This window comes from Adhaeribacter aerolatus, from assembly GCF_007991635.1.
In the GTDB taxonomy this organism is placed as follows: domain Bacteria; phylum Bacteroidota; class Bacteroidia; order Cytophagales; family Hymenobacteraceae; genus Adhaeribacter; species Adhaeribacter aerolatus.
In genome coordinates this window covers 47,831-62,115 of record NZ_BJYS01000017.1, presented here as the reverse complement: position 1 = coordinate 62,115, position 14,285 = coordinate 47,831, and the positions used below count along the sequence as shown (strand labels likewise).

The following is a 14,285-nucleotide window of genomic DNA, read 5'->3' as shown; positions in this document are numbered from 1 at the left end:
GAAATACGATGAGACACTTAAAAATAAAAATTACCCGGATTATTCTAACGGTAACGATGCTGGTACAGGCGGCCTGTAACAAAGAATGGTTGGAGCCGGAACCATTATCTTTTTTTGCGCCCGGCAACGTGTATGTAAATGAAGCCGGATTTGAATCGCTGCTGGTAACCATGCGGAAGAGCCTGAAAGCCGAATTCTACGGCCAGTTTAATTATTCCACCGCTGAGTTTGCCCCCAGTGATTTGGCAATAGCTGGCTATGTGCCCGATTTTTCCATTAATACGCCCACCTCATCGGATAGGGTGCCTTACGGTACCATGTTCGACCCTATCTACCGCTATATTAAAAACGCCAACGTTCTGATTTCGCGGATAGATGATATAGAATGGAAAGATGAAAAAGTAAAGAACCGGATATTGGCCGAAGCCTACTGGCACCGGGCCTATTGGTATTACCGGCTGGTGCATTCTTACGGCGATGTACCGTTTATTGGGAAAGAATTAACCGGTGCCAAGCTCGATTTTCAAACTCATTCGAGGTGGGCAATCCTCGAAAAAATTAAGACTGATATGGAGTGGGCAGTGGAGTGGCTATCGGTTACGGCCGGCCCGCGCATCCCAACCAAAGGCGCCGGCAATCATCTTTTAACCAAAATATACCTGGCCAATACCGAGTTTGATAAAGCCATTGCCGCAGCTAATAAGGTTATTGAAGGGCCTTACAATTTAATGACGGCCCGGTTTGGCAAATGGGCTGCTGACGCCGAGCGGAATGTGATTTGGGACCTGCACCGGCACGAAAATATTAATTTGGCGCAAAACACCGAAACCATTCTGGCTTTGGTTGACCGGTGGGAAGCGCCCGATGGGGCCCGACAAAATCAGAACCTGGCTGCCAATTTTATGCCCCATTATTGGGATGTGCCGGATAAATCCGGTTCACGCGGAATTGTGTACCCATCGCCCATGATGGATACTTTAATGAGAGGGCAGGGGATTATTACCGCCTCCCGTTTTTACCAGTTTAAGCTATGGGGCGATGCCACTTATAACTGGAAAAATACGCCGGATTTAAGAAGAGCCGATATTAACTGGATTGATATGGCCGAAATAAAATACAACCGGCCCGGCTCGCCCAACTTAAACGAACGTATTCAGCAACTTTGGCCTAATAAAAGCGATACTACTATCCGGTGGTTTTCCTGGCCGCACTACTTAACTTACAATCCTTCTAACCAGGCCGAGAGTACCTGGAGCGGGGGCAACGGCGATGCTTATGTATTCCGGCTGGCCGAAACTTATTTGTTAAGAGCCGAAGCCTATTACTGGAAAAATCAACTTGCCCTTGCAGCCGCGGACATTAATAAAGTCAGAGCCCGGTCAAAAGCGCCTTTAATTACCGCCAGCGAGGTTACCATTGATTATATTTTCGATGAGCGGGCCCGGGAATTATACGCCGAAGAGCCCCGCCACTCCGAAATGGTAAGGGTATCGAATATTATGGCTAAATTAAACCTGAATGGCTATAGCCTAAACAATATCAGCCAGAAAAGCTGGTGGTACGACAGGGTAATGCAGTATAATGATTTGTACAAGAAGCCAACCGGAACCTGGTGGCGGAGCCAGACGGTTAGCATAAAACCCTATAATATTTATTGGGCTATTCCCCAAAGCGTAATTACCGCCAATACACTGGGTAAGATAAACCAGAATATCGGTTACCAGGGCGCAGAAAATAATGTTCCTCCACTCCAGGCCATTGAAGAATGAACCACATGTAAGAAGAAAAATAAGTTGACAACATTCCGATATAGGTTTACTGATTTAATGCAAATAAGCTGGTTTAAGAAAATTTTCTTAAATCAGCCTTATTATAATTACCTGAAAGGTTGGTTTTGTTAAAAAAGGTTTTTAATTTCGGGTACGTTACCGATGATTTAATTCTGCTTTTTTTAAGGGTTAGTGCGAAGAGTACAGTCACCTTATTAGCTCGCCGACCCCAGTCCTTACGAGTCGGATAAAAATATTAATAATTTATTAAAATCTTATTCTTACAAACCAGAGCGGAATAAAAAATAAAATCTCTATGTCTACTCCTCAGTTGTTTACCCGTCGCGAATTTTTAGCCGGAACCGGTATGTTGCTGGCGGGTACGGCACTAAACTTAGAGGCGGCCCCTTTTTTTCAGGCTGCTCCCCAAGAGCCTATCATTGATATTCACCAGCACACCGATTACCACGACCTGACTACCGAACAACTGGTAACGCACCAGCGGGCTATGGGGATTACCACTACTATTTTATTGCCGGCGGGGCATCCGGTAAATTATGGCTCTACCCACTATGGTGTTTCGAACGGCTTGCAGGCAAAGGTTACCCCCAACGAAGCGGCTTATAAGGTAGCTCAGCAGTATCCGAAAGAATTTTTGTTTGGCGCCAACGAAGTACCCGATGTGCCCGGTGCCGTGTCCGAAATTGAAAAATATTTAAAGCTGGGAGCACCGGTTATCGGCGAGTTAAAATTTAACATAGAGTGCGACTCCCCCGAAATGCAAAAGATTTATCAGTTGGCGCAAGCTTATGATGTGCCGTTGATTATGCACTGGCAGCACAAAATGTTTAACTGGGGTTTTGATCGTTTTCATAAGATGCTCGAAAAATACCCGAAGGTAAATTTCCTGGGCCACGCTCAAACCTGGTGGGCCAATATCGATAAAAATCATACCAACCAGAACGTTTTATACCCCAAAAGCAAAGTAACACCGGGCGGCATCACCGATCGGTTGCTACGCGATTATCCCAATATGTACGCCGACATGTCGGCTGGTTCTGGTTTAAGCGCCCTTACCCGCGACGAAGAGCACGCCCGCGCGTTTCTGCAGCGGCACCAAGATAAACTAATTTACGGCAGCGACTGCGCCGACACCGCCGGAAAGGGCGAAGCCTGCCAGGGCGCCATGACTATTGCGGCCATTCGCAGGTTGTCTCCTTCTAAAAAAATAGAACGCAAATTACTCTACGAAAACGCGAAGAAATTATTTAAGCTTAAAGTTTAAGAAATCTAATTAAGTAAAATATCGCCAACATTATGTTTAATAGGATAAATACTTATGCCACCGGAAAAAAAGCCGGTTTAATATTACTGTTGCTGGGAGTGGGGTATACGGGCCTGGCGCAGCGGTATCCCGGACCGCTTTCGCCGGAAGAGTCGCTGAAAAAAATAAAAATAATTAAAGGTTTTAAAGCCGAGATATACGCCGCCGAGCCGCATGTTTTAGATCCGGTAGACCTGGAGTTTGACGAACAAGGTAATGCCTACGTTGTGGAAATGCCCGATTACCCTTATGAAGTGGAACCGGGTAAAGGTAAAGGCCGGATACGGCTATTAAAAGATACCAACAACGATGGCCGGGTGGACCAAGCCATTATTTTTGCCGAAAATGTAACCGAAGCTACGAGTATTTTACCCTGGCAGGGCGGTTTGATTGTTACGGCGGCGCCGGATATTCTTTACTTAAAAGATACCAACGGCGATGGCAAAGCCGATACACGGGAAGTGCTGTTTACGGGTTTCTTTCAGAACAATTCGGAAGCCCAAATTACCAACCTGCGGTTTGGCATTGATAACTGGATTTATGCCAATAACCACGGCCAGCATGGTTTAGTAACCTTTACCCGGACCCCGAATGCCGAACCAATTCCGGTACGTGGCGCTGATTTCCGGTTCCGGCTCGACCAAAATAAATTTGAATTGGAAACCGGGCCGGCGCAGTTTGGCCAAGCCCTGGATGAATGGGGTCACCGGTTCTCCAACGAAAATTCTTTACACCTGCAGCAAGTTGTTATTCCGTGGCGGTACACGCACCGGCACCCGTACCTGCCAACAACCAAAGCGGTGGTTAGCCTGACCGATCACGAAGAAATTATGTTTCAGGAAACCCCGCCGCCCTACTGGCGGGCCGAACGGACAAAACAACGCAATCAGGCGTTTAAAGAGAATAATTTAAACCGGGTAGAATACGACGAAGACCGGTTTACCGGGGCGGCGGGCATGGCTTATTACGCGGCCGGTGCGTTTCCGAAAGAATTCTACGGTAATATTTTTGTAAGCGAAGTAGCCGGGAATCTAATTCACCGGGATATTTTAATGCCCAGCGATAAGAGTCCGGTTTACGTAGCCAAGCGCGCTGATGTAGAAAAAAGCCAGGAGTTTATGGCTTCTACCGATTCCTGGTTCCGGCCTACTAATTTTTTAATTGGCCCCGACGGCTACTTGTACGTGCTGGATTATTACCGGCAGCATATCGAAACCCCGGTTTCTATTCCGGACGAGTTAAAAGCCGATATGGATTTTATGGCTGGCAGCGACAAAGGACGTATTTACCGCGTGATGCCCGCTACCAGCACCCATAAAAAAGTAGCCATCAATTTAACCAAGTCGCCAAATGCTAAACTCCTCGAAACCCTGGCACATCCGGACATGTGGTGGCGTTTGCAAGCCCACCGGTTGTTGCTGGAGCGGCAGGATAAAACTGTGGTACCGGCGGTAAAAAAACTATTCTCCACAAGCAAAGACCCCAGAACCCGCCTGCATGCTTTATACGTGCTCGAAGGTTTAAATGCCCTGGATGTGCAGGCAATTCGGCTAGCGCTGAAAGATGCTTCACCGGGCGTACGCGAAAACGCCATTATTTTAGCGGAGCGTTTCCCGGAAACTTACCCGCAGGTTTTAGAAAAATTAGACGACCCAAATATTCGGGTAGCCTTTCAGGTCAGCCTGAGTTTACCCGAGTTCCGGGGCAAAGAAATTACGCCGGCGCTGGTAAAAGTAATGGAAAAATACGGCGAAGATCAATGGTTCCGGATGGCGGTACTAAGTTCCGAAGCCGGTTCGTCGCCGGAACTGTTAAAAGCATTGAGCCTGCGGGAAAAATTCAGCCAAAGTACCAGCCCTTGGAAAACAACTTTTATCGGCGACCTCTCTCAGGTAATTGGCGCACGTAACCAAAAAGCCCAGGTTGTTGCCTATTTAGATTTGTTATCGCAGCCGGTTATGCAAAAAGAAGAATCACTCCGGACGGCAGCCGTTACGGGGCTAACCAAAGGCTTAAACAAAGCCGCCGCCGCTGACCCCAAATTAAAAGAGACTTTGCAAGGTATTAAAACCTCTTCGGCGCAGGAAGTGACGGCCGCCATTCAGGATTTAAAGAAATTATATTAATTAAGTGCAGCATGGATAAGAAATATTCGCGGCGGAAGTTTTTATACAAAAATATATTGGGTACCGCAACGCTGGTAGGCGGCGGCTGGCTAATGGCCTCCTGCAAGCTGGCCGCAACAGCTATCCCGGGCGAAATGAATGAGACTGCCCAAAACGGGCAAAAGGCGGCGGCCCAAAATTCACCCCAACCGGCGCAAAATACGCCCAAAGGCGCGGCCCAGCAAACGCCTATAACTGGCCAGAATCCCTGCGACGATTTAACCGGCGTAGTGCCGGGCGAAATTGAAAAGCGCAAGAAATTTGCTTATGTAGGTGTATCGCCGATACCAGATAACCGTTGCGGTAATTGCAAGCTTTTTTTGCCGCCAGGCGCCGGCAAGGCTTGTGGCGGTTGTTTGCTGTTTAAAGGCCCCGTACGCGAAACGGGTTATTGCACCTATTGGGCGCCCATCGAATAATAATTTAAACAGATGACCTTTATTAAATAATAAGGGTGGTTAAAACGGACGTTCAGGAAAGGCAACTGCATTGGCATAAAGAACTTAGCTAGAGCAGAATTCTGTGGAAGCCTTGCAAAGTTTAGTTATGCTTTTTTAAGTAAATAGCCTATTAAGCGCTTGATGAGTAAAATTTGCTTATTGATAAGAAAATGAGAAACCGGTTTTTGTTTTCATCGCTGATTAGTTTGTTTGGCATTGGGGCACCAGCCGGCACAAGCGCTTACATCCAAACTAGAGCTGCTGTAGAAAGCCCGCGCATGTTTGCCGCTGCCCAAAGTAATCCGATTATTCAGCAAATAAATGCCGATGCTGCTACCGGAAGTTCGCAGGCTGTAGTAGTGGATGAAGTGCCCCTGGCGCATACCACCCAGCTTTTGCCACTGGATAAAAAAGGCGAACTGATTGGTAAAGGCAATATTCTTAAACAAGTAAACCAGGTGCTGAACAATATTACACTGGCCTTAAAAGCGGCTGATGCTAACTTAAACGGGCTGGTTAAATTAAATATTTACTTAAAACAGGCCGACCTGATGCCGCAAGTGCAGGCGCAGCTCGGAAAGCAATTGAAAGGCCGGGCCAAGCCGGCCGTTAGTTATGTGGTAGGCGATTTAGCCCACACCGATTTGCTGATAGCGATGGATGCCATTGCCACTACTACCGCCGCTAACCAGAGGGTTCAATATTTTAGGTCCGCAGCTTTACAAAACAACTCGCCGGCGGCTCATGTGGCGGTTTTACCCGCAGGAGAGGTGGTGTACGTGGCGGGCCAGGCCGATAAAGGCGCCTTACCAGAAGCAACCCGCGGTACCTTGAAACAACTGGAAGCAACCCTGATGCATCTGGGTTTAAAAAAGGACCAGGTAATCCAGCTTAAATCTTTTATCCGCCCCATGACCGATGTGAAAGTGGTAGAAAAAGAGATTGCCAGTTTTTTTGCCGGTTTTACGGTGCCGCCGGTTGTGTATGTAGAATGGCTGAGCCAGGATCCGGTAGTAGAAATTGAATTAATTTCTGCCGCTCCAGTTACGGCTGCGTCCGGTGCTCCGCAACTGGAATTTATTACCCCGCCGTTCATGACAGCTTCACCGGTTTACAGCAAAGTTACCCGCATCAATCACGGTAAAAAAGTGTATGTCTCGGGTCTTTACGGCAAAACTCCGGCATCGGCGCCGGCCCAGGTAACCGAAATATTTACAAATCTGGGTGCTATTCTGGAAAAAGCAGGCAGCAGTTTTCAGCACCTCGCCAAAGCAACCTATTACGTTTCGGATAACGAAACCAGCACCCAGTTAAATGCGCTGCGCCCGAAATACTATAATCCGCTACGGCCTCCAGCGGCCTCCAAAGCTATGGTTAGAGGGGTAGGAGCGACCAATCTGGGCATTACCATCGATATGATTGGGGTAGTAGCCAAATAGGACGGCACGGTAACTAACTAGCAGGTTAAAGGCAGCAGAGGAGTCGGGTAGGTACTGGTAACATAGGCTGTTTTAAGTAAATCGTTCAGGTAATATTTTGCGGGTAGAAAAATGCTGGTAAATTATGCCCAAAATATATTATTGGTTTCCGTCTTCAGCTTAGCTTATACCAGCATACCTTATGAATAAATTTTTTAATTCTTACCGTCTCTTTACTTACACGTTCTTCGGGCTTTTTTTAAGCTTATTTTTATTTACCGGCACCGTAGCCCAAAAAGCCGCTCCCCAACCGCCAAATGTTATTCTTTTCTTTCTGGATGATATGGGCTACGGCGATTTATCGGTAACGGGCGCCTTGGGTTACGAAACACCCCACATCGACCGAATGGCCGCCGAGGGGACCCGGTTTACAAATTTCCTGGCGGCGCAGGCCGTATGCAGCGCCTCCCGGGCCGCTTTATTAACCGGGTGTTATCCTAATCGCATTGGGCTAAGCGGTGCATTGGGACCAAATTCGCAAATCGGCCTTAACCCCAGTGAAGAAACACTTGCCGACTTATTAAAGGGAAAAGGCTACGCTACCGGAATATTCGGCAAGTGGCACTTAGGCGACCATCCGACTTTTCTGCCCTTACAACAAGGTTTTGATGAATATTTTGGGGTACCTTATTCGCACGATATGTGGCCATTGCACCCCAATCAGGCCAACGCCAAATATCCGTCGTTGAAACTTATAGAAGGCAACCAGCCTACGAAGCCGGTAAATACCTTAGCAGATGCCGGCGGGCTTACCAGTGCTATAACCGAGCACGCTGTAAATTTCATCCGGAAAAATAAAAAGAAACCTTTTTTTATGTACGTGCCGCACCCCTTGCCCCATGTACCCTTAGCGGTTTCAGCCCGGTTCAAAGGCAAAAGTAAACGGGGTTTATACGGCGATGTGATGATGGAACTGGATTGGTCGGTGGGGGAAATATTAACCGAACTGAAAAAGCAGGGTTTAGATAAAAATACCCTGGTTCTGTTTACCAGCGATAACGGTCCCTGGCTGAACTACGGCGAACACGCCGGTTCGTCGGGCGGATTCCGCGAGGGCAAAGGGACTTCTTTTGAAGGCGGACAGCGGGTGCCGCTAATAGTACGGTGGCCAGGGGTAGTGCCGGCCGGGCGTGTCAGCAATAAATTACTTTCAACTTTGGATATTCTGCCTACCGTGGCAAAACTATGCGGCGCCCGGCAACCGCGCCGGAAAACAGACGGCCTGGAATTTACCGGTCTGCTGAAAGGCGATGACAGTCAGAACCCACGTCAGCAATTTTTATATTATTACCGGAAAAACAGCCTGGAAGCCGTGCGCCAGGGAAACTGGAAATTAGTGTTTGCCCATCCAAGCCGGTCTTACGAGGGTTTTCTGCCCGGCCAGAACGGGCAGCCCGGTGAAACCACCGAGAAGCGCGAAATGCCGGCGGCACTCTATAATTTAGAACGGGATCCGGGTGAGCGTTACGATGTACGGGGCCAGTTCCCCGAAATAGTAGCCGACCTGGAAAAATTAGCCGAAGCGGCCCGCACCGATTTGGGCGACGATTTACAAAACCGCACCGGTGCCAACGTCCGGCCGGTGGGTCGGGTAGCTAAAAATTAATTTTAGTAGAATTTACCCAAAAACAATGCAAAGTCCTCCTGGGGAGGGTTAAGTTTTCCTTCTGTCTGACGGTTATGGTGTTTTCACCAGCAAGTGGTTTGGCTGAAGCTTTATAATCTGCGGTGATAAAATCAACAATGGTGCCGGAAGCTGTTCAAAAAGAAATTCTGAACAGCTTCCATATAAACCTATTAAACCAGTTTCTGAAATATTCCCGGCTACTAATTACCTAAAGTACATTATTTATCATGAAGCGAACTTTGAATCTTGCCAATCTGCTAGCTATCATTACTTTTTTTGTTTTTACATATGCCATTGGTCAACCCAATAATAATCCCCGCCCCAACAAAAAGAAAGGCTGGATTAGCCTCTTCGACGGCAAAACCCTGAATGGCTGGCACGGCTACAACAAAACCGGTGAAGTTAAAAACTGGGTGGTTGAAGATGGCGCGCTGGTTTGTTTAGGCGCTAAAAAGGGCATCAGCGGCGGCGATTTAGTAACCGATCAGCCATTCGAAAATTTTGAATTAACCTGGGAGTGGAAAATAGACCAGGGTAGTAACAGCGGCGTGTTTTACCATGTAGTCGAAAACCCGAAATACAAAAAGCCTTCCGAAACCGGTCCCGAGTACCAACTGATTGACGATGTGAATTTCCCGGCTAAACTCGAAGACTGGCAAAAAACCGGTGCCGACTACGCCATGAATCTGGCCAATGATAAAAAGAGATTAAAACCGGTGGGCGAATGGAACACGAGTAAAATAATATTTAACAAAGGTAAAGTAGAGCACTGGTTAAACGGTGCCAAAATTTTGAGCTTCGAAGCCTGGACACCCGAGTGGACGAAGCAAAAAACCGAAGGCAAGTGGAAAGATTATCCCGATTACGGCTCGGCTAAAAGCGGCCCCATCGCCCTGCAGGATCACGGTAACAAAGCTTATTTTAAAAATATCCGGATTCGGGAATTATGATATTTAAGCGGTTTAACATTATTTATAATGGCTGAAACGGCTGCCTGGCAGGGTGTTTTCACCAGCCTATAGGCTGACAGAAGCTTTAGAATTAGCGGTGATAACACCACCAATGGTGTCCGAAGCTGTTCGGAATAAATATTCTAAACAGTTTCACTAGCAAGTATTAAATATTTATAACAACGAACATTTAAATATTGCCGCGGCATAAATAAGTGATTAAATATTTAAGTAAGTAAAAATGAACCGGAGGAAATTTTTTTCCAGTACGGCCCTTTCGGCAGCAGGTGCAATGCTGGGCAACACCCTGGCGGCTAAAACGCTCCGGGGCAATGCCGCCGCAACTACCGAGGCCACTGGTACTGCCGCGAGCTACAACCTGATGAAGGATGTGCTGAAATACCGGAAATTAGACGCGCACGTGCACGTAAATTTATACCACGGAGGACCGGAAGAGAATATAAAATTTGCCGACCGTCTGGGCATCGAAAAGCTGTTTATTTCGCGGCCCATTACCAGCGGCCCGGGTACACCCCAGGATTTTATCGAATCGAATAATATTGTCCTGAAGGCCATAAAACAGTACCCCGACCGCTTTATAGGGCAATTTACGGTAAACGTGGAGCACCAGCAGGAGTCGCTGGTAGAAATAAAACGCTGCGTGGATTTGGGCATGGTAGGCTTAAAAGTTTATACCCAGGTTAAAATAAACAATCCGCTATTTTTCCCGATTGTCGAGAAAATGGCCGACCTGAAAATGATAATCCACATGCATGCCATGTTACAATTGGGCCTGGGCGGCTACCGCATGAAGTACGACACCAAGATGCGGCCCAACACCTCCATACCGGAAGATTTTGTGGACATAGCCAGGCGCTACCCCGAAGCCATGTTTCAGTTTGCCCACATTGGCGCTGGCTGCGATTGGGAGTACACCTGCAAAATGCTCAAACACTCGCCCAACGTGTACGTCGATACTTCGGGCAGCAGCAACGACGAGTACATGCTCGATTACGCCGTGAAAGAATTAGGCGAAGACCGGGTGTTTTTTGGCTCCGATAACTGCTATTACCAATCGGTGGGCAAAGTATTGGCTGCCAATTTAACCGAAACTCAGAAAAAGAAAATATTCTTCGATAACTATAACCGGGTTCTTAAAAAATCCGGGAAAAATATTGCTTGAAAGAACAAAGCTCCCCAACCAATATTTGATGTAAGCCTTTATGAAGCATAAAATGAACCGCCGGAAATTTTTTACAGATACTGCCCTTTCGGCAGCCGGCGTACTGGTAGCGACCAACAGCTGGGGTTTACCGGCAACGGCGGCTAATGCTCCATCTGCAGTTAAGCCGGCGGCTTCCTTTAATTTAATGCAGGAAGTAAAGAAGTTCCGGAAGATAGATGCCCACGTGCACGTGGATTTGGGAAGCAGCGATTTAGCTGTACAAAGAAAACTGGCGGATAAACTGGTAGATTACATGGACCGGCTGGGAGTAGAAAAGTTAGTACTCTCGAAACCGGTTACCAGACTGGTTAGCGGCGTACCGGTAGGTACCACCGAGGCATACAAAGACCACAACGATGTGGTACTGTATGTGATGAAGCTGCACCCCGACCGCTTTACCGGCAACATGACGGTAAACCCCTTTAACCCCAAAGAAGCCCTGGAAGAAATAAAGCGCTGCACCGATGCCGGCATGAATGGCGCCAAATTATACTACCAGGTTAAAATCAGCGACCCTTCGTATGCACCCATTCTCGAAAAGTTCATCGACCAGAAAATGGTTATTCATAGCCACGCCGAATGCCAGCTAGGGGTAGGCGGTTACCGCATGAAATATAATGGCTACAAACCGGCTGGGGTTTCGGTACCCGAAGATTTTGTAGCGGTGGCCAAACGGTACCCCGAAGGTGTTTTCCAGTACGCGCACATTGGCGGCGGGGGCGATTGGGAATATATGTGCAAAGCCCTGAAAAATTCGCCCAACGTGTATGTAGATACCTCGGGCACCAATAACGAAGAAAACCTGATTGATTTTGCCGTGCGCCAGTTAGGCGAAGACCGGCTTTTGTTCGGTTCCGATAATTGCTATTACCAGTCGGTAGGCAAAATATTAGCCGCTAACCTGACCGATGTCCAAAAGCAGAAAATATTCTTTCATAATTATAATAACCTTTTAAAAAAGGCCGGAAGACATGTTAATTGATATAAATGCCTACGTGGGTCACTGGCCCTTTCAGCAATTGCAATACAATACCTGCGAAAAACTGCTGAAAAGAATGAATCAGTTTGGGGTAGCTATTTCGGTAATCAGCAACCTGAACGGCATATTTTATAAAAATACCCAATCAGCCAACGAAGAACTCTACGAAGAACTGAAAAGTAATAAACGGTTCCGTGATGCCTTTGTGCCATTTGCCGTGATTAACCCCATTTACGCCGGCTGGCGCGAGGATTTTGATACCTGTATTAATAAAATGGGCATGAAGGGCCTGCGCCTGTACCCCAAATACCACGACTACGACATTACCGACCCGGCATGTATTGAACTGGTAAAAAGAGCCCGCGACAAAGGTATTCCGGTGGCTTTTAACTTGCGCATGATAGACAGCCGCCAGCGCTCCTGGATGGACATTGATTACGTGGTAGGTACACCCAAACCGGAGTGGAACCTGAAAAATATTTTGCCCATTATTAAAGCCGTGCCCGATGCCAAATTTATTATCCTGAACCTGGCCAATGCCACCAAACTAGCCGACGAGGAGATGGCGCTGGTGAAAAAAACAAATTTATTGATTGACACCTCCGGCCGCTCGATAAACGATATGGGCGTGGAACTGAAAAACTTTGGTAAAGAAAAATTTGCTTTTGGTACGCATTCGCCTATTCTGGATTATGTAACCGGGCAATTGCGCATAGAATCTTTGTACGACACAGAAGCCGATGCCCAGACCAAAGAGCTGCTGCGCTCGGGCAACGCCAAACGCCTGATTGGTATCTGACATAACCGTGTTGGGCAGAATGAATGATCGATTTTAAAGAATATTTAATTAACCTTCAAAATCCGGGAAAAATGAAAAATGAATTTACCAGACGGCGTTTCTTGACCGCCGTGTCCGTTGGTTCCATTGGGGCCATAGTTGCCCAGGCTATTCCGTCCTTTGGTAAACCCATCAGCACCAAAGCCGATAAGTTAGCTATTTTGGGTGGTTCACCGGTACGTACCAAAGACTGGCCCAAGTGGCCCAGCATGATTGTAGACGATAAAATGCTCGAATCTATTACCAATACTACCAAAAGTGGTATCTGGTCCCGGATTCAGTCGCCTTCCGGTACGGTAGTAACTTTCGAGAAAGAATATGCCAAACTCATGGGTACTAAATATTGCGTGGGCACCGGCTCCGGCACCCAGGCGCTGGCCACTTGCGTGGAGGCCATGGGCATTGGCCCCGGCGACGAAGTAATAACCTCGCCGTATACCGATTTTGGTACCATATCAGCCATTTTAACGAGCCGCGCCTTACCGGTTCTAGCCGATTTAGACCGGGCTTCTTTTCAGCTGGACCCGGCCGATGTAGCTAAAAAAATAAATAAAAATACCAAGGCCATTATTCCGGTACACATGATGGGCATGCCCTGCGACATGCAAAGCATAATGGCCCTGGCTAAAAAGCACAACCTGCGGGTTATCGAAGATGCGTGCCAGGCTAATTTTGCCCGCTACCAGGGCAAGCAATTAGGCACCATCGGCGAGGTAGGCTGTTTTAGTTTCCAGGCCAGTAAGCAAATTTCCTGCGGCGAGGGCGGCGCTATTATTGGCAGCGACGAAGCCCTGATGGATAGATGCTATACCGTACAAAACCACGGAACCGACCGCAAAGGCAGCAACGTAACCATTGGCCCCAAATACCGCATGAATGAATTTGAAGGTGCTATTTTGCTGGGTCAATTACCCGGAGCCAAAGAACGCTTTAACCTGCGCAACGAAAACGCCAAATATTTAGCATCTAAACTAAAAGGCTTTAAAGGTTTGGTTCCCCAAAAGCAATATGCCGGTACCGAAAGCGGTGGCTATTACCATTATGCCATGTCGTACCACAAAGAGCATTTTAAAAACGCCGACCGGAGTAAATTTCTGAAAGCCATCGGGGCCGAAGGTGTTAAACTGAGCCCTTACATTGCCAAGGGCTTACACGGCGAACCTTGGGTAGAGCACATCTTAGGTTTACCCGAATATAAAGAAATGTATACGGCGGCCCGTCTGCAGCAATATCGCCAGGAGTTAAAATGCCCCAACTGCGATGCCGTGGTAAACGAAGAAATGGTAATCCTATCTGGGGTAAATTCTTTGTTGGGTACCAAACAGGATATGGACGATGTTATTAACGCCATTATGAAGGTTTACGACAACCGTGACAAACTAGCAGCCATTTAGACCAATAGCAAGCGTTGTTTGCGCTGATTTATAACCATTCCGATATAATCTCCGCTTCAGGCAGGTACCAGTAGTTCATTTAAAAAATTTAGGCAG

Annotated in this window: 11 protein-coding genes; all 11 read left to right on the top strand. The window is 47.4% G+C overall.

The features are described 5' to 3' along the window. The first annotated feature begins 8 nt into the window (after positions 1-8). Positions 9-1,769 carry a RagB/SusD family nutrient uptake outer membrane protein gene (locus tag AAE02nite_RS12230; RefSeq protein WP_246151001.1) on the top strand — a complete coding sequence of 587 codons (1,761 nt, stop codon included), beginning with the start codon at positions 9-11 and terminating at the stop codon, positions 1,767-1,769. 316 nt (positions 1,770-2,085) lie between these two features. Then, complete coding sequence (locus AAE02nite_RS12225; RefSeq protein WP_146898023.1) at positions 2,086-3,054, top strand: amidohydrolase family protein; 969 nt, start codon at positions 2,086-2,088, stop codon at positions 3,052-3,054. A 32-nt stretch (positions 3,055-3,086) separates the two neighbouring features. After that, positions 3,087-5,219, top strand: coding sequence for a PVC-type heme-binding CxxCH protein (locus AAE02nite_RS12220; protein ID WP_146898022.1), 2,133 nt, complete (start codon positions 3,087-3,089; stop codon positions 5,217-5,219). A gap of 11 nt (positions 5,220-5,230) precedes the next feature. Continuing rightward, positions 5,231-5,677 carry a high-potential iron-sulfur protein gene (locus tag AAE02nite_RS12215; RefSeq protein WP_146898021.1) on the top strand — a complete coding sequence of 149 codons (447 nt, stop codon included), beginning with the start codon at positions 5,231-5,233 and terminating at the stop codon, positions 5,675-5,677. Between the two features lie 191 nt (positions 5,678-5,868). Next, complete coding sequence (locus tag AAE02nite_RS12210) at positions 5,869-7,137, top strand: RidA family protein (RefSeq protein ID WP_146898020.1); 1,269 nt, start codon at positions 5,869-5,871, stop codon at positions 7,135-7,137. A gap of 181 nt (positions 7,138-7,318) precedes the next feature. Continuing rightward, positions 7,319-8,782: a sulfatase family protein gene (locus AAE02nite_RS12205; RefSeq protein WP_146898019.1), complete on the top strand. Its 1,464-nt coding sequence runs from the start codon at positions 7,319-7,321 to the stop codon at positions 8,780-8,782. Between the two features lie 248 nt (positions 8,783-9,030). Beyond that, entirely contained in the window at positions 9,031-9,753 is a 723-nt protein-coding gene (locus AAE02nite_RS12200) for a 3-keto-disaccharide hydrolase (RefSeq protein ID WP_146898018.1), read from the top strand. A 241-nt stretch (positions 9,754-9,994) separates the two neighbouring features. Further along, positions 9,995-10,936 carry an amidohydrolase family protein gene (locus AAE02nite_RS12195; protein WP_146898017.1) on the top strand — a complete coding sequence of 314 codons (942 nt, stop codon included), beginning with the start codon at positions 9,995-9,997 and terminating at the stop codon, positions 10,934-10,936. A gap of 40 nt (positions 10,937-10,976) precedes the next feature. Next, positions 10,977-11,960: an amidohydrolase family protein gene (locus AAE02nite_RS12190; protein WP_246150998.1), complete on the top strand. Its 984-nt coding sequence runs from the start codon at positions 10,977-10,979 to the stop codon at positions 11,958-11,960. Continuing rightward, positions 11,950-12,756: an amidohydrolase family protein gene (locus AAE02nite_RS12185; protein WP_146898016.1), complete on the top strand. Its 807-nt coding sequence runs from the start codon at positions 11,950-11,952 to the stop codon at positions 12,754-12,756. The genes AAE02nite_RS12190 and AAE02nite_RS12185 overlap by 11 nt, the downstream gene beginning before the upstream one ends. Before the next feature lie 71 nt (positions 12,757-12,827). Continuing rightward, the gene (locus AAE02nite_RS12180; RefSeq protein WP_146898015.1) at positions 12,828-14,189 is read left to right on the top strand and encodes a DegT/DnrJ/EryC1/StrS family aminotransferase; all 1,362 of its coding nucleotides are present in this window, start codon (positions 12,828-12,830) and stop codon (positions 14,187-14,189) included. Positions 14,190-14,285 lie beyond the last annotated feature (96 nt).